Origin of the sequence: Streptococcus infantis, from assembly GCF_047463275.1 — a bacterium.
GTDB lineage: Bacteria > Bacillota > Bacilli > Lactobacillales > Streptococcaceae > Streptococcus > Streptococcus infantis_AF.
This window is the reverse complement of sequence record NZ_JASHEE010000002.1, coordinates 344,204-361,098: the sequence shown is the minus strand read 5'-3', so window position 1 is coordinate 361,098 and position 16,895 is coordinate 344,204. Positions and strand designations below refer to the sequence as shown.

At 39.5% G+C, this 16,895-nt stretch carries 16 protein-coding genes; 12 read left to right on the top strand and 4 right to left on the bottom strand.

Translation table 11 applies throughout. The features are described from left to right. Positions 1-33: 33 nt before the first annotated feature. The 9 genes from mltG to QM923_RS04425 all read left to right on the top strand — a co-directional run bounded on the left by mltG (position 34) and on the right by QM923_RS04425 (position 8,520). Complete coding sequence (mltG, locus tag QM923_RS04465; protein ID WP_414291024.1) at positions 34-1,701, top strand: endolytic transglycosylase MltG; 1,668 nt, start codon at positions 34-36, stop codon at positions 1,699-1,701. A 74-nt stretch (positions 1,702-1,775) separates the two neighbouring features. After that, entirely contained in the window at positions 1,776-2,258 is a 483-nt protein-coding gene (gene greA / locus QM923_RS04460) for a transcription elongation factor GreA (RefSeq protein WP_006148148.1), read from the top strand. An 82-nt stretch (positions 2,259-2,340) separates the two neighbouring features. Then, entirely contained in the window at positions 2,341-3,714 is a 1,374-nt protein-coding gene (locus QM923_RS04455) for an amino acid permease (RefSeq protein WP_414266339.1), read from the top strand. A gap of 97 nt (positions 3,715-3,811) precedes the next feature. Beyond that, positions 3,812-4,222 carry a GNAT family N-acetyltransferase gene (locus QM923_RS04450; RefSeq protein ID WP_414291023.1) on the top strand — a complete coding sequence of 137 codons (411 nt, stop codon included), beginning with the start codon at positions 3,812-3,814 and terminating at the stop codon, positions 4,220-4,222. Positions 4,223-4,370: 148 nt separating this feature from the next. Further along, entirely contained in the window at positions 4,371-4,580 is a 210-nt protein-coding gene (locus QM923_RS04445; RefSeq protein WP_001107501.1) for a helix-turn-helix transcriptional regulator, read from the top strand. Continuing rightward, positions 4,570-5,058, top strand: coding sequence for a DUF6773 family protein (locus QM923_RS04440; RefSeq protein ID WP_414291022.1), 489 nt, complete (start codon positions 4,570-4,572; stop codon positions 5,056-5,058). Before QM923_RS04445 ends, QM923_RS04440 begins: the two co-directional genes overlap by 11 nt. Before the next feature lie 107 nt (positions 5,059-5,165). Beyond that, a complete protein-coding gene (locus tag QM923_RS04435) occupies positions 5,166-6,626 on the top strand; it encodes a nicotinate phosphoribosyltransferase (RefSeq protein WP_195183672.1) in 1,461 nt (486 codons plus the stop codon). Continuing rightward, positions 6,623-7,447 (top strand): ammonia-dependent NAD(+) synthetase, encoded by an 825-nt coding sequence (nadE, locus tag QM923_RS04430; protein WP_414291021.1) that lies wholly within the window; start codon positions 6,623-6,625, stop codon positions 7,445-7,447. The genes QM923_RS04435 and nadE overlap by 4 nt, the downstream gene beginning before the upstream one ends. 530 nt (positions 7,448-7,977) lie before the next feature. Then, positions 7,978-8,520 (top strand): GNAT family N-acetyltransferase, encoded by a 543-nt coding sequence (locus tag QM923_RS04425; protein WP_414291020.1) that lies wholly within the window; start codon positions 7,978-7,980, stop codon positions 8,518-8,520. 46 nt (positions 8,521-8,566) lie between these two features. On the opposite strand, the gene QM923_RS04420 is transcribed toward QM923_RS04425, so the two are convergent. From QM923_RS04420 to QM923_RS04405, 4 genes are all read right to left on the bottom strand, one after another. After that, the gene (locus QM923_RS04420) at positions 8,567-9,649 is read right to left on the bottom strand and encodes a M24 family metallopeptidase (protein ID WP_414291019.1); all 1,083 of its coding nucleotides are present in this window, start codon (positions 9,647-9,649) and stop codon (positions 8,567-8,569) included. Between the two features lie 115 nt (positions 9,650-9,764). Further along, a complete protein-coding gene (gene gatD / locus QM923_RS04415) occupies positions 9,765-10,547 on the bottom strand; it encodes a lipid II isoglutaminyl synthase subunit GatD (protein WP_414291018.1) in 783 nt (260 codons plus the stop codon). Next, entirely contained in the window at positions 10,547-11,890 is a 1,344-nt protein-coding gene (murT, locus tag QM923_RS04410; protein WP_414291017.1) for a lipid II isoglutaminyl synthase subunit MurT, read from the bottom strand. The genes gatD and murT overlap by 1 nt, the downstream gene beginning before the upstream one ends. Positions 11,891-11,977: 87 nt before the next feature. After that, a complete protein-coding gene (locus QM923_RS04405) occupies positions 11,978-13,294 on the bottom strand; it encodes an FAD-containing oxidoreductase (protein ID WP_414291016.1) in 1,317 nt (438 codons plus the stop codon). Positions 13,295-13,633: 339 nt separating this feature from the next. On the opposite strand from QM923_RS04405, the gene QM923_RS04400 reads away from it, so the two are divergent. The 3 genes from QM923_RS04400 (at position 13,634) to QM923_RS04390 (ending at position 16,844) form a co-directional block, all read left to right on the top strand. Continuing rightward, a complete protein-coding gene (locus QM923_RS04400; RefSeq protein WP_074324622.1) occupies positions 13,634-15,208 on the top strand; it encodes a DEAD/DEAH box helicase in 1,575 nt (524 codons plus the stop codon). 272 nt (positions 15,209-15,480) lie between these two features. Next, the gene (gene codY / locus QM923_RS04395; protein WP_016466100.1) at positions 15,481-16,269 is read left to right on the top strand and encodes a GTP-sensing pleiotropic transcriptional regulator CodY; all 789 of its coding nucleotides are present in this window, start codon (positions 15,481-15,483) and stop codon (positions 16,267-16,269) included. After that, positions 16,269-16,844: a cysteine hydrolase family protein gene (locus QM923_RS04390; protein ID WP_414291015.1), complete on the top strand. Its 576-nt coding sequence runs from the start codon at positions 16,269-16,271 to the stop codon at positions 16,842-16,844. Before codY ends, QM923_RS04390 begins: the two co-directional genes overlap by 1 nt. Positions 16,845-16,895: the final 51 nt, after the last annotated feature.

Here is a 16,895-nt window from a genome sequence, read left to right as displayed (position 1 = left end):
TATTAAGGATTATCAACAAGGAGGTAAATACCTTTGAGCGAAAATTCAAATGAAGAAAAGTTGAGTTTTAAAGAGCAAATTTTGCGAGATTTAGAACGACTAAAAAAAGAGGCAAATGAAGTTGAACAAACAGATGACCTTTTTTCAACTTTAGCAAAATCTTCTGAAGCAACTTCAGAAAAAAAGGAACCAAGTATTTCGGAAGAGGAGTTGATTGCAAAATCAGTTGCAGCTATTGATCAATTGATTGATAATGCCCCAACTGTTCCTGAGCGCCCTGTTCTTGTAGAAGAAGTTCCAGAAGAAGCTGCAGAGGAAGTACAAGAAGAAATTCCAGAAGCAGTAAAAGAAGAAGTAGTTGAGTCATCTCAATCAAATCTGGAAAAAGAAGAAAATCATTCAATTCCAACTAGAGTTTCAGTTTCTTATCGTGCATTTGACACTGTTCCAGAAAAAGAATCAGTAAACCTTGCGCAGCACAAGGAAGAAATGACAAGTCAAGAAGCTACTGAAGAAGCAGACCTTCCTAGAAGAAGACGGAGAGAGACTGTGAAACCAGCCAAGAAAAAGAAAAAATCCCGCTTAAAAGGATTTTTAGTAACAGTTTTGGTATTATTGATTCTAATTGGTGCTGGTGGATTCTTTGGCCTTCGCTATGCTGAATCAGCTCTACAACCAGTAGATCTAAGTTCTAAACAATATATGTCAGTTCAGATTCCAGATGGTGCTAATACTCAAGAAATTGGCTCAGTTTTGGAAAAATCTGGTGTTATTAAGAACGGTTTGGTCTTTACACTTTATGCCAAGTATAAAAACTACACTGGATTGAAGTCTGGTTATTACAACTTGCAAAAGAGTATGAGTGTTGAAGATGTCATTAAAGAGTTGCAAAAGGGTGGTACACCTGAACCTCAGGAAGTTACTCTTGCAGACTTGACTATTCCTGAAGGCTATACTTTGGAACAAATTGCTCAAACTGTTGGTCAACTTCAAGGTGACTTTAAGGAGCCTTTGACAGCGGAAGCATTCTTGGCTAAGGTCCAAGATGAGACCTTTATTGCTCAAGAGGTTGCCAAATATCCAAACTTGCTTGAAAGCTTGCCAGCAAAAGATAGTGGTGTTCGTTACCGTTTAGAAGGTTATCTTTTCCCTGCGACTTATACGATCAAAGAAAGTACAACTGTTGAAAGTTTAATTGATTCAATGCTTGCAGCTATGGATAAGAATCTTTCTTCACACTATGCTGCTATTAAGGAAAAGAACCTTACAGTAAATGAGCTCTTGACAATTGCATCACTTGTTGAGAAAGAAGGAGCAAAAACAGAAGATCGTAAGCTGATTGCAGGAATCTTCTATAACCGCTTAAACCTCGGTATGCCACTTCAAAGTAATATTGCTATCCTTTACGCAGAAGGCAAACTTGGTCAAAAAATCAGTCTTGCTGATGATGCAGCCATTGATACATCTATTGATTCACCATATAATGTCTATACAAAAGTAGGTCTAATGCCTGGACCAGTTGATAGCCCAAGCTTGGATGCTATCGAATCAAGTATCAATCAGACAAAGAGTGAATATCTCTACTTTGTGGCCAATGTTCAAGATGGTAAAGTTTACTATGCAACAACACTAGAAGAACATGATCGTAATGTTCAAGAGCATATCAAAAGTAAATTAAACCAATCAAATAGCACAAACTAAAATTATGTGGTTTTCCACATAATTTTGCTTTAAAGCATATATTTATTAATTCAATCAAAAGAAAGTTGAGAAAAATGGTAGAAAAAACATATCCAATGACCTTGGAAGAAAAGGAAAAACTCGAAAAAGAATTAGAAGAATTGAAACTAGTACGTCGTCCAGAAGTTGTAGAACGTATCAAGATTGCTCGTTCATATGGTGATTTGTCAGAGAACAGTGAGTATGAAGCAGCTAAGGATGAGCAAGCCTTCGTTGAGGGACAAATCTCAAGTCTAGAAACTAAGATTCGTTACGCAGAAATCGTTAACAGCGATGCCGTTGCAAAAAATGAAGTTGCTATCGGAAAAACTGTAACAATCCAAGAAGTTGGAGAAGACGAAAAGGAAGTATACATTATCGTTGGTTCAGCTGGAGCAGATGCTTTTGCAGGAAAAGTGTCAAATGAAAGCCCAATTGGTCAAGCATTGATTGGTAAGAAAAAAGGTGATGTTGTTACAATCGAAACACCTGCTGGAAGCTATGATGTTAAAATCTTAAAGGTTGAAAAAACCGCTTAATAGGATAAAAAGAAGGAGTGGATTTAGGGAAAGCGTTTTCTATCACTCCTTTTCTTATTTTTTAAAAACTTAAGGAGACTAGATGAATTCAGAAAAAAAGCACAAAAAGAAAAGTAAAATGGAACGTGGCCTAACCAATCGCCATGTTCAGGTTATGGCCATTGCAGGAACGATTGGTACGGGATTATTTCTTGGGGCTGGTCGGTCTATTAGTTTAACAGGACCCTCGATTGTTTTGGTCTATATGATTACAGGTGGCTTCATGTATCTCATGATGCGTGCTATTGGAGAAATGTTGTACCAAGACCCGGAGCAACACACCTTTATCAATTTTATTACTCGCTATCTTGGAAAGGGCTGGGGATATTTCTCGGTTTGGTCTTATTGGTTATCAGTAGTCTTTATTGGTATGGCTGAGATTACAGCTATTGCTCACTATGTTCAGTTTTGGTTTCCGTCTTGGCCATCTTGGTTGATTCAGGTTGTCTTTTTAACAATTTTAGGATTGGTCAATCTGATTGCAGTTAAAATATTTGGTGAAGTGGAATTTTGGTTTGCCATGATTAAAATCGTTGCTATTCTTGCCATGATTGCGACGGGTATTTTTATGGTCTTGACCGGCTTTGAAACTCCTTATGGATCAGCAAGCCTTGTCAATATTAGTGAGCAATTCTCCCTTTTCCCAAATGGAGGAATGAACTTTGTCATGGCCTTTCAAATGGTTTTCTTTGCTTACTTGATGATTGAATTTATTGGCGTTACAACATCTGAAACCAAAGATCCTCGAAAAGTCTTGCCCAAGGCGGTTAAGGAAATTCCTTTGCGAATTATCTTCTTCTACGGTGGGGCTTTGCTTGCAATCATGTCTATTATTCCTTGGCGTGAGCTTTCTGCGACGGATTCACCATTTGTAACGGTATTTGAACTTGTTGGTCTTAAGTGGGCGGCGGCCTTGATTAACTTTGTTGTCTTGACATCAGCTGCATCAGCCTTGAATTCAACCCTATATTCTACAGGTCGTCACTTGTACCAAATTGCCCATGATTCACCAAATCGTTTCTTGAAAGCTATTAAGGCAGATACACTTTCACGTCACAACGTTCCTCAGAATGCTATCATTGCTTCTGCGGTATTGATTGGTCTTGCAGCCTTCATCAATGTACTTCCTGGTGTATCAGATGCCTTTGCTTTGATTACGGCTTCTTCATCAGGTGTTTATATCGCCATCTACATCTTAATCATGGTGGCCCATCTTAAGTATCGCAAGTCAAAAGACTTTATGGCAGATGGCTATCTCATGCCCCAATATCGCTTGCTAAATCCTCTGACTATGCTCTTCTTTATCTTTGTATTCGGAACTCTCTTTTTACAAGAATCAACTGTAATGGGAGCAAGAGGTTCAGCTATCTGGATTGTTGCTTTTGGTATTTATAGTCAATGGAAATTTAGAAAATAAGTTATAAGCTCATCAACTCTGGTTGATGAGTTTTCTAGTTTGACAGCTCTTGGTAATAAGACTATAATCAAGCTATAAGTGTTTTTAGGAGGTTTGGATGCAGGTAAGATTGGAAAATACAGAGTCTCAGAAATCGCAGATAATAGGAGACTTGATTCGCTCCTATAATCGTTCCAAAAGAGAAGTTGCTGAAAGCGAACCACTAAACCTTTATGTCGAAGATGAACATGGTGAAATCATGGCTGGTTTAGTAGCAGAGACTTTTGGGAATTGGTTAGAAATTGAGTATTTGTTTGTGAAGGAGGACTTGCGAGGACAAGGAATCGGCTCCCAACTATTACAGCAAGCAGAAAGTGAAGCTAAAAAGAGAAACTGTCGCTTTGCTTTTGTGAATACCTATCAGTTTCAAGCACCAGGCTTTTATCAAAAGCAAGGCTACAATGAAGTCTTTACCTTAAAAGATTATCCCTACACTGGACAAAGGCACTATTATCAAAAAGATTTGTAAACATAGAACTCTCTATCATGTAAGTGGTAGAGTTTTTTGTAAAAAAAATCTCACAAAATGACGGATATATATTGCATAATATAAAATATATGATATAATAAAGTTGAAAAAAGAAGCGCGACTTTTAGAATTAAGGAGGAGGTAAGAAGTGGCTAAGAATTTAAAATTAAAGTTAGCTCGAGTGGAGCTTGACATGACACAAGGTGATTTGGCAGAAGCTGTGGGTGTCACTAGGCAGACTATCGGTTTGATAGAAGCTGGAAAGTACAATCCTTCGCTTTCACTTTGCCAATCCATTTGCAGATGCTTAGGCAAAACTTTAGATCAATTATTTTGGGAGGAAGAAGATGAAAAATAGATGTTTTTATTATCAATTACTGGATGAAAGAGAAGAACAACAACTTCATAAAGCTGGTGCAGAGAGTTTTTATATTTCTATCGGATTATTGTTTCTAGCTTATTTCATATCAGTGTTAGCACCAAGCCTTTTTAATCCTAGCATGCTTCTCGCTATTATTATCATAGGGAATTTTTACTTTATCACCCGTGCTAGAAGTCTAGGTGTGACATACTATAGTCGTTTTCATTTTACAATTTTAGGTTGCCTATTATTAACTCTAGTGATTACAGCTACCTTGATGCTACAGAACTACCAGTTCAATATCGAAATTTATCAGCACAACCCTCTACATCTTAAATACATTTTTGCTTGGGTATTTACCTATGTCTTTTATCTCCCTTGGGTATTTATTGGAAACTTAGGTTTGAAAAGTTATGGTGAATGGGCTCAGAAAAAGTATGAAAAAGATATGGATAAGCTCGAGAGCATGGAATAGCTTGTTAGCTTTTTATCAATATCGAGAAAATGTGTTATAATAGTACTAATTTATGAGAAAAGAAGAAACATTTTCATCTTTTTACAAATAGGGAAGAAGGACAGTATATGTACCCAGATGACAGTTTAACATTGCACACAGATTTGTATCAGATTAACATGATGCAGGTTTACTTCGACCAAGGAATTCATAACAAGAAAGCAGTTTTTGAAGTTTATTTCCGCCAACAACCGTTTAAAAATGGTTATGCTGTTTTTGCAGGTTTGGAACGAATTGTGAACTACCTAGAAAATCTGCGCTTTTCTGATAGCGATATAGCTTATTTGGAGTCACTTGGTTATCATGGTGCCTTCCTGGAATATCTCCGTAATCTCAAGTTGGAATTGACTGTACGTTCTGCTCAAGAAGGGGACTTAGTATTTGCTAATGAACCGATTGTTCAAGTGGAAGGACCTTTGGCGCAGTGTCAATTGGTTGAAACAGCTCTTTTAAATATTGTTAATTTTCAAACCTTGATTGCGACCAAGGCTGCTCGTATTCGCTCGGTCATTGAAGATGAGCCTTTGATGGAGTTCGGTACACGTCGTGCGCAAGAGATGGATGCGGCTATCTGGGGAACTCGTGCTGCTGTCATTGGTGGTGCCAATGGAACTAGTAATGTACGTGCAGGTAAGCTCTTTGGAATTCCGGTTTTAGGGACTCACGCTCATGCCTTGGTTCAAGTCTATGGGAATGACTATCAGGCTTTCAAGGCTTATGCCTCAACTCACAAAAACTGTGTCTTCCTAGTGGATACCTACGATACTCTTCGCATCGGTGTTCCAGCAGCAATTCAGGTTGCGCGTGAACTCGGTGACAAGATTAATTTCCTTGGTGTTCGTATTGACTCTGGTGATATCGCCTATATTTCTAAAAAGGTTCGTCAACAACTGGACGAGGCAGGATTTACTGATGCTAAGATTTATGCATCCAATGACCTTGATGAAAATACCATCCTTAACCTCAAGATGCAAAAAGCTAAGATTGATGTTTGGGGTGTAGGAACTAAGCTCATTACAGCCTATGACCAACCAGCTCTAGGAGCAGTTTATAAGGTTGTTGCCATTGAAGATGAAAATGGTCAGATGCGCAATACTATCAAACTCTCTAGCAATGCTGAAAAGGTTTCAACTCCAGGTAAGAAACAAGTTTGGCGCATTACCAGTCGTGAAAAAGGAAAATCTGAAGGTGATTATATTACCTATGACGGTGTTGATGTGTCAAGTATGACTGAACTCAAGATGTTCCACCCAACCTATACTTACATCAAGAAAACTGTCCGCAATTTTGATGCAGTTCCTCTCTTGGTGGATATTTTCAAGGATGGAAAACTAATCTATGATTTACCGAGTCTACCTGAAATTCAAGCTTATGCTCGCAAGGAATTTGATAAGCTTTGGGATGAATACAAACGTGTTCTTAACCCACAACATTATCCAGTAGACTTAGCGCATGATATTTGGCAAGATAAGATGGACTTGATTGACAAGATGCGTAAGGCAGCTCTAGGTGAAGGAGAAGAAGAATGAGTTTGCAAGAGACCATTATCCAGCAATTAGGGGTTAAACCTGTCATCGACCCTCAAGAAGAAATCCGCCGTTCCATTGACTTTCTAAAAAGATATTTGAAGAAACATCCCTTCCTTAAAAGTTTTGTATTGGGCATTTCAGGTGGACAGGACTCGACCTTAGCTGGTCGCCTTGCCCAACTAGCTATGGAAGAAATGCGATCTGAAACCGGTGATGATTCTTATAAATTTATTGCAGTTCGACTACCTTATGGTATTCAAGCTGATGAGGATGATGCCCAAAAAGCCCTAGCTTTTATCCAACCAGATGTGAGTTTGGTGGTCAATATCAAGGATTCTGTAGATGCAATGGCAGTGGCAGTAGAGGCTACTGGTAGTCCAATGTCAGACTTTAATAAAGGGAATATCAAGGCTAGAAGCCGGATGATTGCCCAATATGCACTCGCAGGAGCTCATAGTGGAGCAGTTATTGGTACTGACCATGCTGCGGAAAATATCACAGGTTTCTTTACCAAGTTTGGTGATGGTGGTGCAGATATTCTTCCTCTCTATCGCCTCAATAAACGCCAAGGGAAACAACTCTTGAAGGAACTTGGAGCTGATTCAGCACTTTATGAAAAAGTTCCAACAGCAGATTTGGAAGAAGAAAAACCAGGTATTGCAGATGAAGTAGCCTTGGGAGTCACTTACAATGAAATCGATGATTACCTGGAAGGTAAACAAATCAGCCCAGAAGCCCAAACAACCATTGAAAAATGGTGGTACAAAGGCCAACACAAACGCCACCTACCAATCACAGTGTTTGATAAGTTTTGGGAGTAAAAACCTCCGGGGGAGGTTTTTACCCCGAGTCTAGAAACAGGAGAACGAGGCAGGTCGGTAACTCGAAGAGTTCGATTTCGTAGTCTCACCCCCGCAAGGCTGACTAGGTTTGAAAAAGCTTGATAAAGCGTATTTCAAGCCAGACAGCTACTGCGTCATGAAATTAGAGGAAACTGTTGTTTTCTCAAGGTTTATGAGTACCCTCTCACCTAGAAATAAGAAAGTGAGAGTAGGTCCGGGGGACTTTTTTAGCCCGAGTCTAGAAACAGGAGAACGAGGCAGGTCGGTAACTCGAAGAGTTCGATTTCGTAGTCTCACCCCCGCAAGCCAGACAGCTACTGCGTCATGAAATTAGAGGAAACTGTTGTCTTCTCAATGTTTATGAGTAAAGTGTTTTTACACTCTCACCTAGAAATAAGAAAGCGAAGAAGGTCCGGAGGACCTTTTTCACTTTATAACTTGAAATAGGAGACTGAGATAGGGCAATGCAAGTTTGAGCCCATCCATAAAATAGAAAGCGAGTTACGATTATGAAAGCACTAGGTACACAACCAATAGAAACTGAACGATTGATCTTGAAGAGATTTGTGGAAGGTGATGCTCAAGCCATGTTTGATAATTGGGCTTCACGCTCAGAAAATCTGACTTATGTGACTTGGAATCCACACCTGAATGTCGAACAGACTAGAAATTCTATTGGCAATTGGGTAGCATCCTACGACAATCCTAACTATTACAAATGGGCCATTTGTCTCAAAGATAATCCAGACTATGTCATTGGAGATATTAGTCTGGTCAGTGTGGATGAAGAAAAGTCTAGCTGTGAGATTGGATATATCTTAGGGATGGACTACTGGGGACGAGGACTCATGACAGAAGCCTTGAAGGCTGTTTTATCATACTGTTTGGATGAGATTAGATTTAAAGAGGTTAATGCTTGCTATGCAAGTTTAAATCCCGCCTCTGGTCGTGTTATGGAAAAGGCGGGTATGACTTTTTGGAAGACGATTCCTAATGCAGTTGAACGAAAAGGTTATATAGCTGATAAAATTTATTATCAAATCAAAAAATAAGATGGAAAAGAATAACTTTTCCATCTTATTTTTTATAATTTACTTTTTAATCAAAATAAAGCAAATCTTTGCTAGTGCTTGTAAACAGATCGAAACCATCTTTGGTAACAACACCGCAGTCCTCGATACGAACACCGACTTTACCAGGTATGTAGATACCAGGCTCAACCGAGAAGCACATGCCTTCTTCGATAACCATGTCGTTTCCTTCCATGATGGATGGGAACTCGTGGACATCCATACCGATACCGTGACCGAGACGGTGGTTGAAGTACTCACCGTAGCCAGCTTTTTCGATAACTTCACGGGCAGCGCGGTCTACTTCATGAGCTGTTACACCAGGTTTGATAAAGTCAAGGGCAGCTTGTTGGGCTTCCAGGGTCAAGTTGTAGATATCTTTCTTGAATTGGTCTGGTTTACCAACAGCGACTGTACGAGTCATATCTGATGCATAACCATTCACCATCACACCGAGGTCAAAGAGGAGAAGTGCATTGTTTTCGACCTTGTTGGCTCCAGGAATACCATGTGGATTCGCAGCATTATCACCAGTCAAAACCATGGTGTCGAAGCTCATTTCATAGCCTTCACGTTTCATAGCAAAATCGATTTGCGCAATGATATCAGTTTCCGTATTATCAAGAGAGATATTGTCAAAACCAACTTTAACAGACTTGTCGGCGTAAACACCTGCAACCATCATCTTTTGCACTTCGTCAGCTGATTTAATCAAGCGCATACGTTGGATCAATGGAGTCAAGTTCTCAAACTCAGCAGTTTCAAAGACAGTTTTCAAACCGTGGTATTTAGTCAAGATGAGATTGTCAAACTCAACTGCTACACGTTTGAAATCAAGCTGTGGAAGAGCATTTTGGATTTTCTTCCATGGGTTTTCAGAGTCCACGTAGCCAACTACTGGAAATGAGACAGTGCTAGTCGCACGCTCAACCTCAAGGGCTGGAACGAAGAGAAGTGGTTCCTGATCTCCAAGGACAAAGAGGAACATCTGGCGTTCGTGTGGATCACTGTAAAAGCCAGTGAGGTAATTAATTGTGACGGGGTCAGATACGACAGCGACGTCTAGCTTTTCTGATTCAAGATAAGTTAAGATTTGTTGTAATTTAGACATATGCTACCTTCTTTCTACCCCTCTATTTTTGCAAAAATTAGTAGAAAATGCAAGGAAGAAGGAGAAAAGAACCTAAAAAAATTCCAACAGCTAATAGCATGTTGGAAACTAAATATTAATTGAAGTCTGCCTTGCTTTTAACATCGCTGTATTCTTCAGCAACTTCTTGGCTAAGGATATCCTCATAAGCTGGAAGGTCGATGTCCTGACCATATTTTTTCTTAAGAGCAGTAGTGACCAAGCGATAGGCTAGGTTGGCATTACGAGATAAGATAGGCCCGTGGAAATAAGAACCGAAAACATTTTTATAGTGAACACCTTCACCGACCATTTCTTCGTTGTTGCCATTTCCGTAAACAACCTGACCGAGTGGTTTTTGATCATCTGAGAGGAAGGTACGGCCTTGGTGGTTTTCAAAACCATAATAGGTTTCATCAAATTCTTCGTTATGAATTTTAATGTCACCAATGAATCGGTTATTGGTTTGGTTGAGGGTGTAATGTCCCATGACACCGAGACCTTCGATGCGTCTTCCAGAAGCTTCAATATAGTATTGGCCTAATAGCTGGAAGCCACCACAGATAGCAAGGACGACACCATCATTTTGGATAAAGTTGTCGATACTTTCTTTTTTAGCAGGCAAATCACTAGCAATGATACTCTGTTCAAAGTCTTGACCACCGCCGAAAAAGGCGATGTCGTAGTGATTTTCATCGAAATTATCATGAAGCGAAACGATATCAACTGTTACATGAGCACCTAGCTTTTCAGCGACGTACTTGAGCATGAGGATGTTTCCATTATCTCCGTAGGTGTTCATGAGATTCCCATAGAGGTGGGCGATATTTAGTTGGTAAGGATAATTGCCGTCTTTTGAGGAAAGTGAAGTATAAACCATTAGTTCATCTCCTTTCTAACCAGCTGACGATTGGCTAGTAATTCTCGGAATTCTAGCATAGCCGTATAAGTCGCAAGGATATAGGCATGCTTGCAGTCTTGAGCTTCGATCGTTTTGAGAACTTGTTCCAGGCTACTTGTTTCAGTGATCTTGTCAGCTGGATAGCCAGTAACACGTAGACGACGAGCAATTTCAGAATGACGAACGCCTCCAGCGTTGATTTCAGGAATGTCCATATCCGTAATTTGCTCAAAGTCAGCATCCCAAATCCAGCTGGTATCAATCCCGTCTGCATAATTTGCATTGAGGAGAACAGATAGACTAAATGGATAAGGAGCGAGTTTAATCATTTCAATAGCTTGGGTAGCACCAACAGGATTTTTAATAAGAACCAGTGTGCATTCCTTGTCACCGATATGGAAGGTTTCTTGTCGTCCAAAGACAGCACGACTCTTGTCAAATCCTTGTTTAATCAGTTGAGAATCAGCGCCTAGGTAACGAGCGATAGCAACTGCAGCCAGAGCATTGTAGATGTTGTAGAGACCACCGATTTGAATACCATATTCCTGACCATCAATAACAAAACGAGAACGATTGTTAGTCAACTCAACCAATTCTGTCAAACGGTAGTCCAAGTCAGGTCGTTTACATCCACAATTTTCACAGATATAAGCTCCCAAGTTAGCATAAGTATTGAGTTCATATTTCAAAATACTTTGACAGTCAGGGCAGAGGATACCTTCAGTATTGTAGTGAGCAAGCTTTGCTGGACCTTTTTCCAAATCAAAACCAAAATATTGAACAGGATTTGGAATTGCAGGTTTATAGAAAAGCGGACTATCACCGTTTAGCAGAACAGTAGCAGTAGGAACTTTTCGAATAGCATCCAGTATCATGTTGTAGGTTGTATAAATCTCACCGTAGCGGTCCATTTGATCGCGGAAAATATTGGTGATAACGAAAAGACTAGGATGGATGTAGTCACAGATATGTGAGAGACTAGCTTCGTCGATTTCAAGTACTGCTATATTTTTTCCAGTTTTTGAAGATTTTGCAGTCAAGAAAGTAGTCGTAATCCCTGTGATCATGTTGGCACCACTTGGATTGGTTAACACTTGACCATAAATTTCCTTTAGGATACCGACAGTGAGAGCGGTCGTCAAGGTTTTTCCATTAGTTCCAGTTACCACAACAATTTCGTAGTTTTTCGCTAAATTTTGTAGAATATCTTTATCAAATTGAAGGGCGAGTTTTCCAGGGAGCGTACTTCCACGGCCAAGACGGCTCAAAATAAAATGAGAAGAACGCCCAGCAAGAAGGCCCAAAGTAGTTTTTAATTTCATGTTTCTATTATATCATAAATGCTGGAAAAGACAGATTTGAGATTTTAGAAAAAGAAAAACAGCCCGCTATCGGACTGCTTTCTATAATTAAATCGCAAACAAGTCATTCAAGTTTTCAGCCAATGTTGGGTGAGTGAAGATTTGTTTTGTGAAGTAAGTGTATGGGATTTTGTTGTCCATAGCAACAGTAATAATGTTGATGATTTCTTGTGATCCTTCTGAAAAGATAGTTGCACCTAGAATTTCTTTAGTTTCAGTGTTGACAACAGCTTTGAAGGCTCCACGAAGGTCACCATTTACATGACCACGAGGCATAGCAGCAACAGGGATTTCCTTAACAGCGTATGGAAGTTTCAAATCAGCTGCTTGGCTTTCAGTCAAACCAACTTGTGAAAGGGCAGGTGTGATAAACATAGTGTTTGGAACATTGAGACGGTCTTCAAGTGTGTAGCTGCCATCACCAGCAAGGTAGCTGTAAACAACACGGAAGTCATCTAGTGAAATGTAGGTAAATTGAAGTCCACCGTTGACATCTCCAACTGCAAAGACACCAGGAACGTTTGTTTGACAGTGTTTGTCCACCTTGATCGCACCACGTTCAGTTAGTTGAATATCTGTATTTTCAAGTTGAAGTGGTTCTACATTTGGTTTACGTCCAGTTGCGTAGAGAAGGGCATCGAAACGGTAGGTTTCATTCTCTGTCACGACAAGAACTTGGTCACCATCGTTTTTGATTTCAGTAGTATGGATGTTTTGAAGGAGTTCAATGCCGTCTTCTTCCATGTATTGTTTAGCAAGAGCTGCGATGGAAGGTTCTGCGCGAGGTAGGAAAGTATCTAGAGCATCTAGGACTGTTACCTTGCTTCCAAGTTTATTGTAGAGACCAGCAAACTCAAGACCGATATTGCCACCACCAAGAATTCCGAGTTTTTCAGGCAATTTGTCCAAGTTTTGGATACCAGTTGAATCAAAGACATTCTTGCTAGTAGCTAAGCCTGGAATAGGCAATACATTTGAAATAGCACCAGTGTTGATGACAATTGTTTCAGCAGTTAGTTCTTGTTTTTCATCACCAGCTTGAATTTCGATGACTTTATTAGAAACAAAGTGGGCTTCGGCATCAATGATATCAACTCCAGTACCAGCGATAGTAGCATAGTTTTTACCATTGAGGCGTGTAGTAACAGTGTTTTTAGTTGCCATAACCTCGTCAAATGACAAGCCCTTCTCTGCGGCAACTAACAAGGTTTTAGTTGGAATACAACCGATGTTGATACAAGTTCCACCGTACATAGCCTTGTTGCGTTCGATAAGGGCAACTTTTTTACCAGCTGAAGCTAGTTTCCCAGCAAGAGTTTTACCTGCCTTACCAAATCCAATAACAATTAAATCGTATGTTAACATTTTTAAATCCTCCTGTATGATTTCATTCTAGCACAAGAAAAAATTTTTTTCACAATTCTGCTACGGGAAAAAATATTGGACTAAATTAGTCACACGAAAGCTTTTGAGAATCAAGTCAAAAAAATAAAAAAATCGTTTACATGATTTAATCAGAGGGTCTGACTATCTTTTGCCTCCTTCTTGTGTTATACTAGATAAGTTGCAAAGAAAGCAGTACTTTTCTTTAGTGGAAAAGAAGCAACACGATCTTTCATAAAAACTGAAAGTACGTCATGACAAGAAAAGTATAAACTAAGCGCTATAGGATGGCTTCGCACCATCTTTAGAAAGAAGAATAACGTGAAATTTAATGAATTTAATCTTTCTGCTGATTTATTAGCAGAAATTGAAAAAGCAGGATTTGTAGAAGCAAGTCCTATCCAAGAGCAAACTATTCCTTTGGCTCTTGAGGGAAAAGATGTTATCGGTCAAGCACAGACTGGTACAGGGAAAACAGCAGCCTTTGGCTTACCAACCCTTGAAAAAATTCGTACAGAAGAAGCAACTATCCAAGCTTTGGTGATTGCCCCAACTCGTGAACTGGCTGTTCAAAGTCAGGAAGAGCTTTTCCGATTTGGCCGTAGTAAAGGTGTGAAAGTCCGTTCAGTCTACGGTGGTTCAAGTATTGAAAAACAAATCAAGGCTCTTAAATCAGGGGCTCATATCGTAGTAGGAACACCAGGACGTTTACTTGACTTGATTAAACGCAAGGCTCTGAAATTACATGATATTGAAACCTTGATCTTAGACGAAGCAGATGAAATGCTGAACATGGGATTCCTTGAAGATATTGAAGATATCATCTCTCGTGTACCAGAAAATCGTCAAACCTTGCTCTTTTCAGCGACTATGCCAGATGCTATCAAACGTATTGGTGTTCAGTTCATGAAAGAACCTGAGCATGTGAAGATTGCTGCCAAAGAATTAACTACAGAATTAGTAGACCAGTACTATATCCGTGTTAAAGAACAAGAAAAATTCGACACCATGACTCGTCTTATGGATGTTGATCAACCTGAGTTGTCAATCGTTTTTGGTCGTACCAAACGTCGTGTGGATGAGTTGACTCGTGGGCTTAAAATCCGTGGTTTCCGTGCAGAAGGGATTCATGGAGATTTGGACCAAAACAAACGTCTTCGTGTCCTTCGTGATTTTAAAAATGGCAACCTTGATGTCCTCGTTGCAACAGACGTTGCTGCTCGTGGTTTGGATATTTCAGGTGTGACTCATGTCTACAACTACGATATCCCACAAGACCCTGAGAGTTATGTTCACCGTATCGGTCGTACAGGACGTGCAGGTAAGTCAGGTCAGTCTATTACCTTCGTTTCACCTAATGAAATGGGTTATCTCCAAATCATTGAGAACTTGACTAAGAAACGTATGAAAGGTCTCAAGCCTGCAAGTGCAGAAGAAGCCTTCCAAGCTAAGAAGCAAGTAGCTCTTAAGAAAATTGAACGTGATTTTGCGAATGAGGAGATTCGTAGTAACTTTGAGAAGTTTGGCAAGGATGCTCGTCAATTGGCCTCAGAATTCAGCCCTGAAGAATTGGCCATGTATATCCTCAGCTTAACTGTTCAAGACCCAGATAGTCTTCCTGAGGTTGAGATTGCACGTGAAAAACCTTTACCATTTAAACCATCTGGTGGTGGCTTCGGTGGCAAAGGCAAGGGTGGTCGAGGAGGCCGTCGTGGGGATGACCGTCGAGATCGTGATCGCCGTGGCAATGGACGTCGTGATGACTATCGTAAAGGTGGACGTTCAAAGGATCGCTTTGATAAAGAGAAGCGTTACCGTAAGGATACTAAAAAACCACGCAATACTTCAAGCGAGAAGAAAACAGGATTTGTTATTCGTAACAAAGGAGATAAATAACAAAAAAAGCGGTTCACTGAGGTGGATCGCTTTTATATATAAGGAGACCGAGAGTCATATGAAAAGTAATACGAGAAGTTTGTATTTATAAATTTGTTATCTTGTAATGTTATTCTATCAAAAGATCAGGAAGCTGTCAATAAGAAAATTAAAAAAAATAGGAAAATTTTTCGAATACACTTGAATTGCAATTCAATAAACAATTTTCAGATAATTGTTGAAGTAGTCAGAATTTTATGATATAATGAAAGCGATTATATGCGAGGTAAAAAATGGCACATTTATTAGAAAAAACAAGAAAAATCACATCAATTTTAAAGCGTTCGGAGGAGCAATTACAAGATGAGCTTCCTTATAATGCCATTACACGTCAATTAGCAGATATTATTGACTGTAACGCTTGTATTGTGAATAGCAAGGGTCGTTTGTTGGGCTACTTTATGCGCTACAAAACTAATAATGACCGAGTAGAGCAATTCTTCCAATCAAAGACTTTCCCAGAAGATTATGTGCAAGGTGCAAACATGATCTACGATACGGAGGCCAATCTTCCAGTAGAGCATGATTTGACAATTTTCCCAACTGAGAGTCGTTCTGATTTCCCAGATGGTTTGACAACAATTGCTCCAATCCATGTCTCTGGTATTCGCTTGGGTTCTTTGATTATTTGGCGTAATGATAAGAAGTTTGAAGAAGATGATTTAATTCTTGTTGAAATTGCCAGCACAGTAGTAGGAATTCAACTCTTGAACTTCCAACGTGAGGAAGATGAGAAAAATATTCGTCGTCGTACGGCAGTAACTATGGCGGTTAATACCCTTTCTTACTCTGAACTTAGAGCAGTATCGGCTATTCTAGCTGAATTAAATGGTAATGAAGGCCAATTAACAGCTTCAGTCATTGCAGACCGTATCGGTATCACTCGTTCTGTAATTGTTAATGCCCTTCGTAAACTCGAATCGGCAGGGATTATTGAGAGTCGTTCTCTTGGTATGAAAGGAACCTATCTCAAAGTTCTCATTCCAGATATTTTTGAAGAAGTGAAAAAGAGGGACTATTAATGGCTAAGGCTTTAATTTCTATTGACTATACAGAAGATTTTGTAGCGGATCATGGGAAACTGACTGCGGGAGCTCCGGCTCAAGCAATATCCGATGATATCTATCATGTGACCCAAAAGGCTTTTGAACGTGGAGATTATATCTTTTTTACCATCGATGCCCATGAAGAAAATGATGTTTTTCATCCTGAAAGTAAACTATTCCCTCCACATAATATTATTGGGACTAGTGGACGAAACTTGTATGGTAAACTAGCCGAGTTCTATCAGGAATATGCTGATGATAGTCGTGTTTTCTGGATGGATAAACGTCATTACTCGGCTTTTTCTGGAACAGATTTGGATATCCGCCTCAGAGAGCGTAGGGTAGATACAGTCATTTTGACAGGAGTTCTTACTGATATTTGTGTCTTGCATACAGCCATTGATGCTTATAATCTTGGTTATCAGATAGAAGTTGTCAAACCAGCAGTTGCATCCATTTGGCCTGAAAATCATGCCTTTGCACTTGGACATTTCAAGAATACACTTGGTGCGAAATTGGTTGATGAAAATTTGCTTGAAATTACAGAATAATACATTTCAAGATGAAAAAATCTGAAAAAAGTCTTGACAATTTTTTTCAAA